Source organism: Burkholderia sp. BCC1988, from assembly GCF_905339895.1.
GTDB lineage: Bacteria > Pseudomonadota > Gammaproteobacteria > Burkholderiales > Burkholderiaceae > Burkholderia.
On sequence record NZ_CAJPHA010000008.1, the window covers coordinates 156104 to 173775 of the forward strand.

Below are 17672 nucleotides of genomic sequence, written 5' to 3' on the forward strand. Positions count from 1 at the left end.
AGGAAACGACGGCACGCGGCTGGCGCGACACGGCATGACCAGCCGCGTCGCCCGCCCATCACTCGCCGCGACGCGGCTCGAACACGAACGGTTGCGTGAGCAGGAACGGATTCGCGGTGGCGCCGGTCTGCGCGCAGGTCGCATGCGTCATCGCGTCGACGGCCGCGCGGTCTGCCGCGGCATTGCGGCTGCTGGTCGTCACGGTGACGTTCTGGGCTTCGCCCGAGGTCGTCATCAGCGCGCGCACGAGCACGGTGACGGGACGCGTGAGCGGCTTCGCGCCATCCGGGTAGACGGCGCGCGGAATGCGGCAGGTCAGCTTGCTTTCCTGCGACGACGACAGCATCGCGCAGCCGGAAAGCAGCACGGCGACGGCAGGCAGGATCAGGATGGTCGAGCGAAGAGCCATGGTCGAATATCGTTCTTGAGTACTGTTGCGGCCGATTGCCGCGCCGGCCGACATCGTCCGGCCGCAGCGCGTGCATCGCCCCGCGCCGCGGCCATCGGACCGGCGCCCCGTTGCGGCCGCACGACCGATGGTTGCCCGGTCGCGATCCTGCTTCGCGGGTTCCCGGAGATCCGGGGGCAGCGTTCGTGCCGGCAACCCGCTCCGGGCGGCCATGCACGCGAACGCTTTCGCGCATTGTGCACGCGCCGCCTCGCGCGTGGCGGCGATTTGACAATGGTTGACGCGAATCGCGCCGTATCCGGCGGGCATCCATTCTTCGCGGGAAGCAATCGCCGCACCGTCCCGGGCCGCCATCGCTCCCCTGCTCCACCGCAATCCGACCGACGCCGGGATTCCCCGCCCGGCGCCGCGCGGCGTCACTCCGAATCGTCGTCCGAATCGCCGTCGTCCGCGTCGGCCGGGACTTCTCCGTACTTCGCGACCACCGCCGCCTTGAACGCCTTCAGCGCCGGCTGCTGGTCGCACAGCTTGTACAGCAACCCAAGCTGCTGCGGCCAATCCTTCAACTCCTTCGCGAACACATGCAGGCGCGCAACCGTATCGAGCGCGTCGGCGTCGCGGCCGGCCAGCGCCTGCAGCGCCGCATAGCGGCGCAGCACCGTCTCGCCGGGCAGCAGCGCGATCGCGCGCTCGTGCGCGACGAGCTTGAGCGGCAGGTTGTCCGGCGAAATCGTCAGCAGCGTGGCCGCACCGTAATCGCCCCACGCGCCGAACAGCAGCGACGGCGCGTCGCGGTACTGCGCGGCCGGTTCGCTGCCGTAGTACAGCACTTCCGCGCGCTGGTAGTCGCGCAGCACGGGCACTGCCGCCAGCACGCCGCCGACCGACAGCACCGCGAACAGCCCGAACGCCGCGCGGCCCGGCAGGATACGCAGCGGCTTCACGTCGAGCAGGCCGATCACGAACATCGCCGGCAGCAGGAAGAACATGTATTGCTGCGGATATTCGACGAGCGCATGCATCAGCAGGATGCCGATCAGCGCGAGGCCGAACACGCGCGTGCTCGACTGCGGCGCGCGCACCGCGCGCACGAACCACGTCACGAGCGCGACGACGAGTACGCCGAGGCCGACGAGGCCGGACTTCGCGAGCAGGTCGATGAAGATGTCGTGCGAGTTGTTCGCGATCTCGACACCGCCGAGCGTACGCACGAGCGCGAACTGATGCGACGGGAATTCGCCCCAGCCGACGCCGAGCAACGGATGCTCGCGGAACATCGCAAGCCCGTACTTCCACAGCGCGAGGCGCGGCGCGATCTGCCCCGCGTCGCGCATCCGGTCGGCCGCCGACTCGGCGAGCCCCAGGTGGAAATGCACGTTGGCCCAGCGCACCGCGACGTTCACCGCGACGAAGATCACCGCGAGCGCGACCGGCATCAGCCATGCGCGGCGGTTGCCCGGCGCGCGGCGCGACTCGAGCCATGCCATCCAGAAACCCGCGACGACCAGCACCGCGACCTGCAGCCACGGGCCGCGCGACACCGTCAGCGCGAGCCCGACCGACAGCGCGATCGACAGCGCGAGCCACGCCCATGCCGCGAGCCGGCGCGTCTGCGCCAGATACAGCGCGCCCGCGAGCGCGAACGCGATGTAGGTCGCCAGGTGGTTCGCCTGCGCCATGTTGCCGTACGGACGGCGATCGACCGCGATGTTGTACACGACGACGAACGGCGACACCGCGGACTCGAGATGGAACAGCTGAACGATCTGGCTCGCGACCGCGAACACCCCGCCGACGAGCAGCGCGCCGGACATCATTCGCGCGACGGCTTCGGCGAGCCCCTCGCGCGCGAGCGTGTAGCCGGCCTGCATCGCGACCAGCGCGGCGGCCAGATAGCCGACCGCCAGCCAGTTCATCGACGGCACCTTCAGCGGCATCAGCGCGACCTGCGCGATCAGCACCGCCGCGAACCCGAGCGGCGCGACGAACGCGGCCGGCGCGGCGAACGGCTCGGCCGGACGGCCCGTGCGCGCGAGCAGGACGACGGAGAGCCCCACCAGCAGATACAGCACCAGCGCGGCAAATTCGGAATAGAAGGTTGGAATCGGATAGGTGTGATTCGTGATCGAGTACGGCACGATCAGGGCGACAGCCAGCGCAACGAGCGGCAACGAACGGGAAAAAGTAGAAGGCATGAGCGAACCGGATGTCAGCAACCGGCGCACTATACAAAACTTTCCCCGCTCTGTGCGGGCCCGTCGCACCGTCACCCGACGCGGCGCGACCGGTGCGACCGGCGCAACCCGCCGGCACGGCGGGCGCCGTGCCGTGCACGCGGCCCCGCACTGGCCGGCATGCCCCCGCCCCTACGCGCGGCATTCCGCCGGCGCATATTTCGCGGGCAACGTCGCGGCCTCCGCCGGTAGCGGGCCCGCTCCCGGCGCCGGGAGCGACGACGCAGCCTTGCCGGCGGCAAAGCACTCCCATGCGATCGCCCCGGCCTGCATCGTGCCCTTTTTCAGCGGTACGCGCGCGGTCGGCGTATCGGCCTTGTCCGGCGCGGACGGCACGAGGACGAGCGTATTCGCGCCGGCCGCGGCGACGCGGGCGGTAAACGCCACCGTGATCTGGCCCGTGTCGCCGTCGATGACGACGGATTCGACGTTGCGGGTGGCGGCCGGCGGGCTGTAGCCGCCGTCGAGGCCCGCGCCGCTCGCGGCATTGTCGGCGACCGCGAGCCGCGCGGACGACGCGAGCGCGAGCCCCTCGCCGACGCGCGAGCGCGCGAGGTAATCCTGGTACGCGGGAATCGCATAGGCCGCGATCACGCCAACGATCGCGAGCACGATCATCAGCTCGATCAGCGTGAAGCCGGCCGGCCGCCAGCGCGGCGCCGGCCGGCGCGCGCGCCGCAGATCGGCGGCGATGCGACGGAACAGGGAAACGGAAAAGGCTTCGAACATGACTGGCTCCGGAAACGAAAAACGCCTGCCGGATCAGGCAGGCGTTTCGATCGTAGCCAGCGGGCCGCGGCCCCGGCAGTCGGCCGGACGGCCAACGTCAATGCGCGCGCGGCACGCCGCGGCGGCGCCGGAGCGCGTAACCCGCGGTGACGACGAACAGCGCGCCGGCGATGCTCGCGCCGTAGATCGCGGCCTGCGTATCGAGTACCGGCCAGCGGTCGCCGACCGGATCGTGCACCATCAGCCCGCCGGCGATCCAGCCCAGTAGCCCGGCGCCCAGCGCGACGACGACCGGAAAGCGGTCGAGCAGCTTCAGCACGAGCGTGCTGCCCCACACGATGATCGGCACGCTGACGACGAGCCCGAAGATCACCAGCGCCAGCCGGTGCGACGGATCGGCCTGCTCGGCCGCGCCGGCGATCGCGATCACGTTGTCGAGGCTCATCACTGCGTCGGCGATCACGATCGTCTTCACCGCGTCCCACAGCCGGTCGGCCGGCTTCACGTTGTCGTGCGCATCGGCGTCCGGCGCCATCAGCTTGACGCCGATCCACAGCAGCAGCAGGCCGCCGCCGAACTTCAAGAACGGCACGTCGAGCAGCACGACCGCGAATGCGATCAGCGCGACCCGCAGCAGGATCGCGCCGGCCGTGCCCCACACGACGCCGCGCAGCCGCTGGTTGGCGGGCAGGTTGCGGCATGCGAGCGCGATCACGACCGCGTTGTCGCCGCCGAGGAGAATGTCGATGATGACGATCTGAAACACCGCGCCCCAGTGGAGCGACGTCAGGAATTCAAGCATGAGCAGTATCGGGTGATCGGGTGCGGGGCAACGGCTGTCGAACAGGCGGCCCGGGTCAATGCCGGGACATGCATCGCGCAGCCCCGGGGCTTACAAATTCATTGCGCGAGCATAACAAAAAACGCCGGCGAAGCCGGCGTTTTCTGCAGGACGAACCCAGGGGAAATATTACAGCGCCTTCTTCAGCAGGCGACCCATTTCCGACGGGTTGCGCGTGACGGTGATGCCGCACGCTTCCATGATTTCCAGCTTCGCTTCGGCCGTATCCGCACCGCCCGAGATCAGCGCGCCGGCGTGGCCCATGCGCTTGCCCGGAGGCGCCGTGACGCCAGCGATGAAGCCGACGACCGGCTTCTTCATGTTGTCCTTGATCCACTCGGCGGCGTTGGCTTCGTCCGGACCGCCGATTTCGCCGATCATCACGACCGCATCCGTGTCCGGATCGTCGTTGAACATCTTCATCACGTCGATGTGCTTCAGACCGTTGATCGGGTCGCCGCCGATACCGACTGCCGACGACTGGCCGAGGCCCAGTGCCGTCAGCTGCGCAACCGCTTCATACGTCAGCGTGCCCGAACGCGACACGACGCCGATGCGGCCCTTGCGGTGGATGTGACCCGGCATGATGCCGATCTTCAGTTCGTCCGGCGTGATCGTGCCCGGGCAGTTCGGCCCGAGCAGCAGCGTCTTGCGGCCTTCGCGACGCATGCGGTCCTTCACTTCGATCATGTCGCGAACCGGAATGCCTTCCGTGATGCAGATCGCGAGATCGAGGTCGGCTTCGACCGCTTCCCAGATCGCAGCAGCAGCACCTGCCGGCGGAACGTAGATGACCGACACGGTCGCGCCGGTTTCGGCCTTCGCTTCCTTGACGCTCGCGTAGATCGGAATGCCTTCGAAATCTTCGCCGGCCTTCTTCGGGTTCACGCCCGCGACGAATGCCTCGCGGCCGTTTGCGTATTCACGGCAGGCGCGCGTGTGGAATTGACCGGTCTTGCCGGTAATGCCCTGCGTGATGACCTTCGTGTCCTTGTTGATCAGAATCGACATGTATTTTGACCTCTGTTCGATTGGCGTCGCGTGCAAACCGCGCCGCCATACCTGTTCATTGAGCGCGCTTACTTGCCTGCGGCAGCCGCGACAACCTTCTGCGCAGCCTCTTCCATGCTGTCAGCCGAGATGATCGGCAGGCCCGAATCGGCCAGCATCTTCTTGCCGAGGTCTTCGTTCGTGCCCTTCATGCGCACGACGAGCGGCACGTTCAGGTTCACGGCCTTCGAACCGGCGATCACGCCTTCCGCGATCACGTCGCAGCGCATGATGCCGCCGAAGATGTTCACGAGGATCGCCTTCAGGTCCGGGTTCTTCAGCATCAGCTTGAACGCTTCCGTGACCTTCTCGGTCGTCGCGCCACCGCCGACGTCCAGGAAGTTCGCCGGCTCGCCGCCGAACAGCTTGATCGTGTCCATCGTCGCCATCGCGAGGCCTGCGCCGTTCACGAGGCAGCCGATGTTGCCGTCGAGCGAGATGTACGCGAGGTCGAACTTCGACGCTTCGATTTCAGCCGGATCTTCTTCGTCCAGGTCGCGGTACGCGACGATTTCCGGGTGACGGAACAGCGCGTTCGAGTCGAAGTTGAACTTCGCGTCGAGTGCGATGACCTTGCCGTCGCCGGAGACGTTCAGCGGGTTGATTTCAGCCAGCGATGCGTCGGTTTCCCAGAATGCCTTGTACAGGCCTTGCAGGATCGCGCGTGCTTGCGGAATCGAAGCGGCCGGCACGCCGATCTTCGCGGCGAGGTCGTCGGCTTGCGCGTCGAGCAGGCCCGTCGACGGCTCGACGATGACCTTGTGGATCAGTTCCGGGTGCTTTTCGGCGACTTCCTCGATGTCCATGCCGCCTTCGCTCGAACCCATCAGCACGATCTTCTGCGAGATGCGGTCGACGACGAGGCTGACATACAGTTCCTGCTTGATGTCGGCGCCTTCTTCGATCATCAGGCGGTTGACCTTCTGGCCTTCCGGACCGGTCTGGTGCGTGACGAGCTGCATGCCGAGGATCTGGTTCGCGTATTCGCGAACCTGCTCGATCGACTTCGCCACCTTCACGCCGCCGCCCTTGCCACGGCCACCCGCGTGAATCTGAGCCTTCACGACCCAAACCGGGCCACCGAGCTCTTCTGCCACCTTGACGGCCTCGTCAACCGAGAACGCCGGCTTGCCGCGCGGTACCGCGACTCCGAATTTCCGCAGGATTTCCTTACCCTGGTACTCGTGAATCTTCATGCGTGATTCCCTTCAGTCTGAGAGTTGGATGAAATGTCGCTTAAGACGCTTCTTCGAATGATTTCCGTTCATTCCTTCGTGCTGCCCTCACCGGGCAGATCCGGCCGAAGCGGGCCGTACCACCGCGGGTAGTACTGCCGCACGACCTCGCCGTCGAACCGCAATGCCCGGCAGCGGCCGAGCTGGAAAGGCGGCTCGACGTGCTCGCCGTCATGGTCCGGCCCTTCGCCGCCCTCTTCGCGCACGTTCCACACGTCACCGGCGAACGCCTGGATCGCTGCCGTCGGCAGCACGGCGCACAGTTCGGTCAGATGGGAACAGCCCGCGACGCCGGCGAGCAGCCGGTTCGCGTTGCGGCGGAAATTGCGGAAGAGGTTGAGCCCGATGAGGGCCCGATAGGCGGGAGGGGCGGATTGACAGTGACCGGGATAGGGAACCCACTCCGAAGACGCTTCGGCGTCGACGACATTGAGGTCACGATCGATGGTCACGCGCAGCCAGAGTTCGTGGATCGGCAGGCCCTGGGGCCGGATGCCCGACGCAAGCGCGACATCGCGCGGCTTGTGGTCGGTCAGGCAGGCTTCGATGTCCCACAAGCCGTCGTCGCGCTCGTAGGCTTCCGCTCGGATTGCGCGTCGATGTCGCAACTGACGGGGCACGGGCTCGGATAGCGGCATGCTGGAGGTTGAGGCCGAAGAGGAAAACCCGTGGATTTTAGCATATTGGGTATTTGAGGCATCCGGCCGCGACGGCGGGTATTCCCGCCTGTCCGGAAACGGTTGCATTGCAGCAAAATCGCGCGCAGCGCGCGCGACCGAAGCGGTCAGTCGTCGATCGGGAAATCGTCGCCAACCTTCAGCAACTTCACGATGGTCGCGCTCGAAAAGCCGCGCGCGGCAAGGAAGCGCGCCTGCTTCGCGCGCTCGGCGGGCGTTTGCGGCAGTGCACCGAATTTCTTGCGCCAGACGGCCTGCGCGCGCGTCCACTCGGTCTCGCGCAACTGCGCATTCACTTCCTCGACGAGGTTGTCGCCGACCGCATGGCGCTTCAGTTCGCTGACGATGCGTGCGACGCCGACGCGCGATGCGCGGCGATGCACGAGGCTCTCGGCAAAGCGTGCATCGGACAGCCAGCCTTCCTGTTCCAGCGCATCGAGCACCGGCTCGACCGATTCGTCCTCGCCGACGTACGGCGCGAGCTTGCGCGCGAGTTCGGCGCGGCTGTATTCGCGCCGTGACAGATAGCCGAGTGCGCGGCCCTTCAGCGAACGCGGCGGTTTCGACGACTTGCGCCCGGTGGCGCCGGCCTCGTCGCCGGAAGCAGCGCTGCCTGAACCGCCGGCCGCACGGCGTGTGCGACGCGGATGCTGGCTGCTGCGCGTATACACATCTTCCTTGACCGACGCCGCCGCATCGGCTGCGCGCTCGCCCGGGAAGCCGACACCGGACACGCGACGGCGCGACCGGTCGTGCGCGTCGAACGATTCGTCGTCGTCGAACGGATCGACCGGTGCGGTGATCTCAAACGAAACGAGGGCATCGTCGGATGCCCTCGTCGCGGTGCGGTGCGCGGACTGACTGCCCGCGCCCCGCCGGTCGGCACCCGAGGATGCGGCTCGCCGGCCGGAGCGGCCCGCCGTGTCGGGCGCGTCGCTCGGGTCCGGTTCGCCAGCGTGACCTCGGCGCCCGACCATCACTCTTCTTCGTCCATCGCCTCGGCTTCGTCGACTACGCCATCGGGCATCGCGGCAACGCCGAGCGACTCGCGAATGCGGTTTTCGATCTCGCGCGCGATTTCCGGGTTCTCGCGCAGGAATTCACGCGCGTTGTCCTTGCCCTGGCCGATCTTCTCGCCGTTGTAGCTGTACCAGGCGCCGGCCTTGTCGACGATCTTCGCCTGCACGCCGAGATCGATGATCTCGCCCTGGCGCGAAATGCCTTCGCCGTACAGGATGTCGAAGATCGCTTCGCGGAACGGCGGCGACACCTTGTTCTTGACGACCTTCACGCGGGTTTCGTTGCCGATCACCTCGTCGTTCTTCTTGATCGAGCCGATCCGGCGGATATCCAGACGCACCGACGAGTAGAACTTCAGCGCGTTGCCGCCCGTCGTGGTTTCCGGGTTGCCGAACATCACGCCGATCTTCATCCGGATCTGGTTGATGAAGATCACGAGGCAGTTCGTGCGCTTGATCGTGCCGGTCAGCTTGCGCAGCGCCTGCGACATCAGACGAGCCTGCAGGCCCGGCAGCGAATCGCCCATCTCGCCTTCGATTTCGGCCTTCGGCACGAGCGCCGCGACCGAGTCGATGACGATCATGTCGATCGAGCCCGAGCGCACCAGCGCGTCGGTGATTTCGAGCGCCTGCTCGCCGGTGTCCGGCTGCGAGATCAGCAGCTCCGGCACGTTCACGCCGAGCTTCGCTGCATATTGGACGTCGAGCGCGTGCTCGGCGTCGATGAACGCTGCGGTGCCGCCCAGCTTCTGCAGCTCGGCGATGACCTGCAGCGTGAGCGTGGTTTTACCCGACGATTCCGGACCGTAGATCTCGACCACCCGGCCGCGCGGCAGACCGCCGACGCCGAGCGCGATATCGAGACCCAGCGAGCCCGTGGAGACGACCTGGATGTCTTCGGCCGCTTCGCCGTCGCCCATCCGCATGATCGACCCTTTGCCGAACTGCTTCTCGATCTGCGCGAGTGCGGCCGCCAGCGCCTTGCTCTTCTCGGCGGTCATCCCGGAGCCCTTCTTGCTATCTTCCATGAATCGTCCTTTGCTATGATGAGCAGCGTCTGTCAGAGGCGCGCCCGCTTTCAAGCGCTGCCCACGAATGCAGACACTGTATAAAAAAACAGTGTTTTATGCAAGCCCGCAATGCAGGCTGCGTTGTACACGGATAACTTCGGAGACAGCCGCGCCGGCGCGCACGCCCCGCCGGCCATCGGTCAGCAACATGCGAATTCTCATCGCCGAAGACGACAGCATACTCGCGGACGGCCTCACCCGGTCACTCCGCCAATCGGGCTATGCGGTCGACCACGTGAAGAACGGTATCGAGGCCGATACCGCGCTGTCGATGCAGTCCTTCGACCTGCTGATCCTCGATCTCGGGCTGCCCAGGATGTCCGGGCTCGACGTGCTGAAGCGCCTGCGCGCGCGCAATTCCAACCTCCCCGTGCTGATCCTGACCGCCGCCGACAGCGTCGACGAGCGCGTGAAGGGGCTCGACCTCGGCGCGGACGACTACATGGCCAAGCCGTTCGCGCTCAACGAGCTCGAGGCGCGCGTGCGCGCGCTGACCCGGCGCGGCGCGGGCGGCGGCCCGACCGTCGTGCGCCACGGCTCGCTCGCGTTCGACCAGGTCGGCCGCATCGCGTATGCGAACGAACGCGTGCTCGATCTGTCCGCGCGCGAGCTCGGGCTGCTCGAGGTGCTGCTGCAGCGCATCGGCCGGCTCGTGTCGAAGGAGCAGCTCGTCGACCATCTGTGCGAATGGGGCGAGGAAGTCAGCAACAACGCGATCGAAGTGTACGTGCACCGGCTGCGCAAGAAGATCGAGCCGAGCGGCGTGCGGATTTCCACCGTGCGCGGCCTCGGCTACTGCCTCGAGAAAGTCGCGCCCGCGGCGCCGGCCGACCCGGCCGCGCCCCAGCCCGCGGCGGCCGGCACGCCGCTGCGCTGAACCCGGCCGTCGCCGCGATGGCCACGCCGGCCCATTCCCGCCATCCGACCGGCGAGCCATCGTCCGCCGCCGACGCCGTGCGCGACGCGCGCTACGAGAACCCGTTCGCGCCGCCCGACGAAACCGATACGCCCGAGGCCGCGCGCCCGCGCTCGCTGTTCGGCGAAATCCTCGACTGGATGCTCGCGCCGCTCCTGCTGCTGTGGCCGATGAGCATCGCCGTTACCTATCTCGTCGCGAAAACGATCGCGAACGGCCCGTTCGACCGCGCGCTCGAGACCAACGCGTACGTGCTCGCGCGGCAGATCCATCCGGTCAACGGCGTCGCCGAGCTGACGCTGCCGCAGCAGACGCGCGACTTCCTGCGCGCGGACAACGTCGACAGCGTTTACTTCCAGGTGCTCGGCACGCGCGGCGAGCTGGTCGCGGGCGAGGCCGACATGCCGCTGCCGCGCGACGAGGACCGCCCGCCGCCGGGCGTCGTCGTGTTCCGCGACGACCTGCTGCGCGGCAACGACGTGCGCGTCGCGTATACGACCGTCGCGCTGCCGGAGTCGAGCAGCACGCAGCCCGTGCTCGTGCAGGTCGGCGAGACGCTCGACAAGCGCAACGCGCTCGCGAACGACATCATCAAGGGCGTGATCCTGCCGCAGTTCGTGATCCTGCCGCTCGCGATCCTGCTCGTGTGGTTCGGGCTGTCGCGCGGGCTCGCGCCGCTCAACGCGCTGCAGGCGCACATCCGCGCGCGGCGGCCCGACGACCTGTCGCCTGTCGAGGCGCAGCGCGCGCCGCCCGAGATCGAGCCGCTCGTCACGTCGTTCAACGACCTGCTCGCGCGCCTCGAACAGAACATGGCGCTGCAGAAGCGCTTCATCGCCGACGCCGCGCACCAGATGAAGACGCCGCTCGCGGGGCTGCGCACGCAGGCCGAGTTCGCGTTGCGCCATCCCGTGCCGCCCGACGTCCAGCGTTCGCTCGAGCAGATCGCGACGAGCTCCGAGCAGGCCGCCCGGCTCGTCACGCAGCTGCTCGCGCTCGCGCGCGCCGAGAACCGCGCGAGCGGGCTGACCTTCGAGCCGGTCGAGATCGGGGCGCTCGCGCGCCGCACGGTGCGCGACTGGGTGCAGGCCGCGCTCGCGAAGCGCATGGACCTCGGCTACGAAGGCCCGGAGGACGATACGCCGCTCGACGTCGACGGCAATCCCGTGATGCTGCGCGAGATGCTCGGCAACCTGGTCGACAACGCGATCCGCTACACGCCCGAAGGCGGCCGCATCACGGTGCGCGTGCGGGCCGAGCCCGCGGCGCGGCGCGTGCATCTCGAAGTGGAGGATACGGGCCCCGGCATCCCGGCCGGCGAACGCGAGCGCGTGGTCGAGCGCTTCTACCGGATCCTCGGCCGCGAAGGCGATGGCAGCGGCCTCGGGCTCGCGATCGTGCGCGAGATCGCCGCGCAGCACGGCGGCACGCTGACGCTCGACGATCACGTCTATCAGAGCGCACCGCGCCTCGCTGGCACGCTCGTGCGCGTCAGCCTGCCGTTGTCGGATACCGCCGCGGATCGATCCTGACACGGGCGGATCCGAACCGCATACCGCCGCATACGCGACGCGATCCCATCGAAACCGGCGCTTTACCGGCCTGCCGCGACACGATCGGGGCACGAAACGGCCGATTCGGCGCGGGTTAACGTGCAGTCGTTTTGCGCCCGCGAGTCAGTGCGCCGTAAGTTTCCGTGCCAATAATCGTCGACAGGCCCGCCCACCCAAGGCGGCCACACATCTATATCAAGGGACTTGGAGACGATTCATGGCAACGTTAGGCGGGCAAATTTCGCACTCGCCGATGACGGGCGAAGAGAAGAAGGTGATCTTCGCGTCGTCGCTCGGCACCGTGTTCGAGTGGTACGACTTTTACCTGGCCGGCTCACTCGCGGCCTACATCAGCAAGAGCTTCTTCTCCGGAGTCAATCCGACCGCGGCATTCATCTTCACGCTGCTCGGCTTCGCGGCCGGGTTCGCCGTGCGTCCGTTCGGCGCGATCGTGTTCGGCCGGCTCGGCGACCTCGTCGGCCGCAAGCACACGTTCCTCGTGACGATCGTGATCATGGGCATCTCGACCTTCGTGGTCGGCTTCCTGCCCGGCTACGCATCGATCGGCATCGCGGCGCCCGTGATCTTCATCGCGATGCGGCTGCTGCAGGGCCTCGCGCTCGGCGGCGAGTACGGCGGCGCGGCGACCTACGTCGCCGAGCATGCGCCGGCGAACCGCCGCGGCTTCTACACCGCGTGGATCCAGACGACCGCGACGCTCGGCCTGTTCCTGTCGCTGCTCGTGATCCTCGGCGTGCGCACCTTCATCGGCGAGGAAGCGTTCGGCAGCTGGGGCTGGCGCGTGCCGTTCGTCGCATCGATCGCGCTGCTCGCGGTGTCGGTGTGGATCCGGCTGCAGCTGAACGAATCGCCGGTGTTCCTGCGCATCAAGGCGGAAGGCAAGACGTCGAAGGCGCCGCTGACCGAAGCGTTCGGCCAGTGGAAGAACCTGAAGCTCGTGATCCTCGCGCTCGTCGGCCTGACCGCCGGCCAGGCCGTCGTGTGGTACACGGGCCAGTTCTACGCGCTGTTCTTCCTCACGCAGACGCTGAAGGTCGACGGCGCCAGCGCGAACATCCTGATCGCGATCGCCCTCCTGATCGGCACGCCGTTCTTCCTGTTCTTCGGCTCGCTGTCGGACAAGATCGGCCGCAAGCCGATCATCCTCGCGGGCTGCCTGATCGCGGCGCTCACCTACTTCCCGCTGTTCAAGGCGCTCACGCACTACGCGAACCCGCAACTCGAACTCGCGACGCAGAAGGCGCCGATCACGGTCCTCGCCGATCCGGCCGCCTGCTCGTTCCAGTTCAACCCGGTGGGCACGTCGAAGTTCACGAACTCGTGCGACATCGCGAAGAGCGCGCTCGCGAAGGCCGGCCTGAACTACGAGAACGTCGCGGCACCGGCTGGCACGACCGCGCAGATCAAGGTCGGCGATACGGTGATCCCCGCGTATGACGGCAAGGCGGCCGACGCGAAGGCGCAAGGCGCAGCGTTCGACAAGACGCTCGCGTCGACGCTGAAGGCGGCCGGCTACCCGGCCAAGGCCGACCCGGCGCAGCTCAACTGGCCGATGACGATCGTGATCCTGACGATCCTCGTGATCTACGTGACGATGGTCTACGGCCCGATCGCGGCGATGCTGGTCGAGATGTTCCCGACGCGGATCCGCTACACGTCGATGTCGCTGCCGTATCACATCGGCAACGGCTGGTTCGGCGGCTTCCTGCCGGCGACCGCATTCGCGATCGTCGCGGCGAAGGGCAACATCTACTCGGGGCTCTGGTATCCGATCGTGATCGCGCTGGCCACGTTCGTGATCGGTGTGCTGTTCGTCAAGGAGACGAAGGACTCCAATATCTACGCGCAGGATTGAGGTCGGGTAGCGGGCGGCCACCCCGCCCGCTACACTGCCGGAACGGGCCGCCGACAACTTTTTTCAGGGAAGATGAAAAAAGGTGTTGACAGCCCGGCGGCACATCAGCATAATTCAAGTCTTCGGCGAATTAGCTCAGTCGGTTAGAGCGACGGAATCATAATCCGCAGGTCCGGGGTTCGAGTCCCTGATTCGCCACCAAATGCGAAAAGCCGCTGCTCCGCAAGGATCAGCGGCTTTTTTCATTGCGTCATCCGGCGCGTGCGAGGAATTCGCGCGTCGCCTGCCCTGCAGGCACGCGCATCCCACACGTTACGCCACCACCGATCCCCGCTCCTCCACGGCCGCCGCCCGCACCTTCCCCCGCCAGTTCTCCCCGCCCTCCAGCGCCGGCGTCGACTCGAACAGCTCCGCGATCCAGTCCGCGAACACGCGAACCTTCTGCGACAGATGCCGGTTGTGCGGATACACGATCGAGATCGGCTTGGGCTTCGGATTGCAATCGGGCAGCACCTCGACCAGCGTGCCGTCGCGCAGGTTCGGCAGCACCATGAACAGCGTCGGCTGGATCATCCCGAACCCTTCGAGCCCGCACGTCACGTACGCATCCGAATCGTTCACGGTGACACTGCCGTTCATCCGCACCTCGACCGGCTTGCCCTCGATCATGAACACCCACGGAATCGCCCGCGCGCCGTGGCTCGCGCGGAAATTCACCGCATGATGGTCGGCCAGATCGGCGATCTCCTGCGGCTCGCCGTGACGCGCGAGATAGTCGGGCGACGCGCAGGTCACGCGCTTGAGCATGCCGATCCGCCGCGCGACCATCGACGAATCTTCGAGCGGCCCGACCCGGATCATGCAGTCGATGCCCTCCTCGACCGGATCCACGTAGCGGTCCGCCAGGCCGAGGTCGAGCGTGATGTCCGGATAGCGCTGCCGGAAGATCGACAGCGCCGGCAGCACGACGCGCCGCCCGAGCGAACTCGGCATGTGGACGCGCAGCACGCCGCTCGGCTTGCGGTTGCCGGTCTGGAAACTCGCGTCGGCTTCCGCGATCTCCGAGATGATCTTCACGCAGTGCTCGTAATACGCGGCGCCCTCCGGCGTCAGCGACAGCCGGCGCGTCGTCCGGTGCATCAGGCGCACGCCGAGCAGCGCCTCGAGATTCTGGATGATGGTCGTGACCGACGCGCGCGGCATCGCGAGCGTGTCGGCCGCGCGCGTGAAGCTGTTCGCGTCGACCACGCGGGTGAAAACTTCCATTGCCTGGATGCGGTCCATGCTGCGCCCCCTTCGAATCGCCAACGGAACAGAATAGAGCGCGCAACGCGCGCGGCACAAGCCCCCGCCCATTGTTCTCCTCGCCCGAATAGTCGCAGCGTTTCGGACTCGAAAGTGATCGCGATTCGCGCAGTTCCGAACGTCGACGGCTCCGTCCCCGGTTGCCACGCGCGGCATGCTCGCCGCGCACCGGCACGTTACCGCACGAACCGCTCGCGATAGCCCTGCGGCGACACGCCGAGCACGCGCACGAAACTGCGCCGCAGCGTCTCTTCCGAACCGAAGCCGCACCGCGTGGCGATCCGTTTGACGGGCCACGCGGTTTCGCCGAGCAAGCGCTGCGCGGCCTCGACGCGAATCTGTTCGACCGCGCGCGCGGGCGTGCGGCCGGTCCCCGCGCGGTAGTGCCGCACGAAGCTGCGTTCGCTCATGCTGACGCGCTCGGCGAGCGCCGGCACCGACAGGTCGGCCGTCAGGTGCTCGGCGATCCACGCATGCAGTTCGCCGAAGCGGTCGTCGGTGCGCTGCATCGACAGCATCGCGCTGAACTGCGCCTGCCCGCCCGGCCGCTTCAGGAACACGACGAGTTCGCGCGCGACATCGAGCGCGATCGCCCGCCCGAGATCCTCCTCGACCAGCGCGAGCGCGAGATCGATGCCGGCGGTCACGCCGGCCGACGTCCACAGCGCGCCTTCGCGGATGAAGATCGGATCGGGCTCGACGCGCACGTTCGGATAGCGCGCGGCGAATTCGTCGCAGCGCGCCCAGTGCGTGACCGCGCGCCGCCCGTCGAGCAGGCCGGCCTCGGCGAGCAGGAACGCGCCGGTGCAGACCGATGCGACACGTCGCGCGCGCTGCGCCTGCTGCCGGACCCAGCGCACCGTGCGCGCATCGCGCGACGCGGCCTGCACGCCCTTGCCGCCGGCCACGATCACCGTGTCGGGCCGCCCGGCCGAGCGCAGCGAATCGGCCATCACGACGAGCCCCGACGATGTCTCGACCGGCCCCGCCTCGGCGGCCACGACGCGCGGCGCATACGGCGCGGGCCGGCCGCGCTCCTGCGCGAGTTCGTTGACGGAGGCGAACACCTGCAGCGGCCCGGTCACGTCGAGCAACTGCGCACGGGGGAACGCGAGGATCAGGATCGAGCGCGGAGCGGCTGGCATGGTGATTGGCTGAAAACGTGGGCGATCTGGCAATTTCGCCAAACACTACGCGCCTAGAATCGATCTGTCCATCGTGCGCCGGCCGCGGCGCCGCCCCTTCCCTTCGGAGTGTTCGCATGACCCTGCATATCGGCTTTCTCGTGTTTCCGGGTGTCCAGCAACTCGATCTCACCGGCCCGCACGACGTGCTCGCATCGCTGCCCGACGCGGCGGTTCATCTGGTCTGGAAATCGCGCGACACCGTCGCGTCGAGCAGCGGCCTCGCGCTCGCGCCGACCTGCACGTTCGACGACTGCCCGCCGCTCGACGTCATCTGCGTGCCCGGCGGAATCGGGATCAACGAACTGCTGCTCGATGCCGAAACGATCGCGTTCGTGCAGCAGCGCGCGGCGGCCGCGCGCTACGTGACGTCGGTCTGCACGGGCGCGCTGCTGCTCGGCGTGGCCGGCCTGCTGCGCGGCCGCCACGCGACGACGCACTGGGCGTTTCATGCGCTGCTCGCGCCGCTCGGTGCGGTGCCCGTGCGCGAACGCGTGGTGCGCGACGGCAACCTGATCACCGGCGGCGGCGTGACGGCCGGCATCGACTTCGCGTTGACGATCGCCGCCGAACTGGTCGGCGACGAAGAGGCGCAGGCGATCCAGCTCGCGCTCGAATATGCGCCCGCGCCGCCGTTCGATGCAGGCTCGCCGGATACCGCGCCGGCATCGGTCCTGAAGCGCGTGACCGAGCGTTCGGCTGCGGGGCTGGAGAAGCGGAAGCAGACGATCGACGCAGCCTTGCGCGCGATGTCGCGCTGATCCCCGGTACACGGAAACCGGCGCGCGGCCGAGCCGCACGGCCGTGCAGCCTGCCCGCGCTCCGCAGCCTTCAAATTCACGGACCGGACCTACCGATGAACATCATCCGCAGCACCGCGTTCACCGCACAGCGCGCATGGGGCGCGCTGGACATCGCGAACCTGAACGGCATCACGGTCCGCCTGCACTGGACCGATCAGCCGTACCGGTGGCACGTGAACGACGGCGAGGAAGTCTTTGCGGTGCTCGACGGCCGCGTCGAGATGCGTTACCGCGAAGCAGGCATCGAGCACGCGACGGTGCTCGAAACGGGAGACGTCTTCCATGCGACGGTCGGCACCGAACATGTCGCGCATCCGCTCGGAGAAGCGCGCATTCTGGTGATCGAGACCGCAGGCAGCGTCTGACGACGGGCGGCGCGCCGCGCGCGTCGCACGGAGTCGACGGGCATCAGCCCGAGATGGTGCCCGTCCCCTGCGACGGGATCAGCTTCGGCTGCGGCGCGCACAGGCACTGGCACAGGTCGTGTTCGAGCGCGACGACCTTGCCCATCACGGTCATCGTCCGCTCGCCGCCATCGGAGACGATCACGCCCTGGGTCTTGCACGCGGCGCAGAACACAGGCGCGCCGAGATAGGCAAGCTCGCGGCCGTCGAACGACGAATTGGCGATCCCGTCGAGCACGACGCCGCCGTGATCGGTCGTGTCGCCCTTCAGAATGAATTTGCGGCTCATGGTTCGGCTCTCCCTCGGAAACGCCGCGCAGCACGGCGTCGGGCCGCGTGCGGGCAGTCGGTATCCGCCCGTCGGTCG

The 17672-nt window shown here is 67.7% G+C and carries 17 protein-coding genes and 1 tRNA gene; 6 read left to right on the plus strand and 12 right to left on the minus strand.

Translation table 11 applies throughout. The features are described from left to right. Positions 1-58 precede the first annotated feature (58 nt). The 9 genes from U4012_RS13815 to recA form a co-directional block, all read right to left on the minus strand. Positions 59-763, minus strand: coding sequence for a TonB family protein (locus U4012_RS13815; protein WP_321799234.1), 705 nt, complete (start codon positions 761-763; stop codon positions 59-61). A 62-nt stretch (positions 764-825) separates the two neighbouring features. Next, complete coding sequence (locus tag U4012_RS13820) at positions 826-2604, minus strand: PglL family O-oligosaccharyltransferase (RefSeq protein ID WP_321799236.1); 1779 nt, start codon at positions 2602-2604, stop codon at positions 826-828. A 171-nt stretch (positions 2605-2775) separates the two neighbouring features. Then, positions 2776-3372: a pilin gene (locus U4012_RS13825; RefSeq protein WP_044844519.1), complete on the minus strand. Its 597-nt coding sequence runs from the start codon at positions 3370-3372 to the stop codon at positions 2776-2778. A gap of 97 nt (positions 3373-3469) precedes the next feature. Beyond that, on the minus strand, positions 3470-4174 hold the full coding sequence (locus U4012_RS13830; protein WP_044844520.1) for a TerC family protein: 705 nt from the start codon (positions 4172-4174) through the stop codon (positions 3470-3472). A 168-nt stretch (positions 4175-4342) separates the two neighbouring features. Then, positions 4343-5224 (minus strand): succinate--CoA ligase subunit alpha, encoded by an 882-nt coding sequence (gene sucD, locus U4012_RS13835; RefSeq protein ID WP_006477916.1) that lies wholly within the window; start codon positions 5222-5224, stop codon positions 4343-4345. 68 nt (positions 5225-5292) lie between these two features. Then, positions 5293-6459, minus strand: coding sequence for an ADP-forming succinate--CoA ligase subunit beta (gene sucC / locus U4012_RS13840; protein ID WP_006755512.1), 1167 nt, complete (start codon positions 6457-6459; stop codon positions 5293-5295). Between the two features lie 68 nt (positions 6460-6527). Further along, a complete protein-coding gene (locus U4012_RS13845) occupies positions 6528-7136 on the minus strand; it encodes a DUF2889 domain-containing protein (protein WP_044844521.1) in 609 nt (202 codons plus the stop codon). A 146-nt stretch (positions 7137-7282) separates the two neighbouring features. After that, positions 7283-8152, minus strand: coding sequence for a recombination regulator RecX (recX, locus tag U4012_RS13850; RefSeq protein WP_124486917.1), 870 nt, complete (start codon positions 8150-8152; stop codon positions 7283-7285). After that, on the minus strand, positions 8152-9222 hold the full coding sequence (gene recA, locus U4012_RS13855) for a recombinase RecA (protein ID WP_044844523.1): 1071 nt from the start codon (positions 9220-9222) through the stop codon (positions 8152-8154). The genes recX and recA overlap by 1 nt, the downstream gene beginning before the upstream one ends. A gap of 190 nt (positions 9223-9412) precedes the next feature. On the opposite strand from recA, the gene U4012_RS13860 reads away from it, so the two are divergent. The 4 genes from U4012_RS13860 to U4012_RS13875 all read left to right on the plus strand — a co-directional run bounded on the left by U4012_RS13860 (position 9413) and on the right by U4012_RS13875 (position 13810). Further along, positions 9413-10141 (plus strand): response regulator transcription factor, encoded by a 729-nt coding sequence (locus tag U4012_RS13860; RefSeq protein WP_257773810.1) that lies wholly within the window; start codon positions 9413-9415, stop codon positions 10139-10141. Between the two features lie 17 nt (positions 10142-10158). Then, positions 10159-11712 (plus strand): sensor histidine kinase, encoded by a 1554-nt coding sequence (locus U4012_RS13865; protein ID WP_124486915.1) that lies wholly within the window; start codon positions 10159-10161, stop codon positions 11710-11712. A gap of 238 nt (positions 11713-11950) precedes the next feature. After that, positions 11951-13609, plus strand: coding sequence for an MFS transporter (locus U4012_RS13870; protein WP_124486914.1), 1659 nt, complete (start codon positions 11951-11953; stop codon positions 13607-13609). A 124-nt stretch (positions 13610-13733) separates the two neighbouring features. Further along, positions 13734-13810, plus strand: a tRNA-Met gene (locus tag U4012_RS13875). Positions 13811-13921: 111 nt separating this feature from the next. Here U4012_RS13875 and U4012_RS13880 read toward each other — a convergent pair. Then, positions 13922-14893, minus strand: a complete 972-nt coding sequence (locus U4012_RS13880) for a LysR family transcriptional regulator (protein WP_124486913.1) — start codon at positions 14891-14893, stop codon at positions 13922-13924. A 197-nt stretch (positions 14894-15090) separates the two neighbouring features. Further along, positions 15091-16059 carry a GlxA family transcriptional regulator gene (locus U4012_RS13885; protein ID WP_321799247.1) on the minus strand — a complete coding sequence of 323 codons (969 nt, stop codon included), beginning with the start codon at positions 16057-16059 and terminating at the stop codon, positions 15091-15093. A 116-nt stretch (positions 16060-16175) separates the two neighbouring features. On the opposite strand from U4012_RS13885, the gene U4012_RS13890 reads away from it, so the two are divergent. Together U4012_RS13890 and U4012_RS13895 are read left to right on the plus strand one after the other, a co-directional pair. Beyond that, positions 16176-16859, plus strand: a complete 684-nt coding sequence (locus U4012_RS13890) for a DJ-1/PfpI family protein (RefSeq protein ID WP_321799249.1) — start codon at positions 16176-16178, stop codon at positions 16857-16859. A gap of 95 nt (positions 16860-16954) precedes the next feature. Further along, positions 16955-17266 (plus strand): cupin, encoded by a 312-nt coding sequence (locus U4012_RS13895; protein ID WP_124486910.1) that lies wholly within the window; start codon positions 16955-16957, stop codon positions 17264-17266. 43 nt (positions 17267-17309) lie between these two features. Here the strand turns inward: U4012_RS13895 and U4012_RS13900 are convergent, their stop codons facing one another. Then, positions 17310-17594, minus strand: coding sequence for a PAAR domain-containing protein (locus tag U4012_RS13900; protein ID WP_044844531.1), 285 nt, complete (start codon positions 17592-17594; stop codon positions 17310-17312). Positions 17595-17672 lie beyond the last annotated feature (78 nt).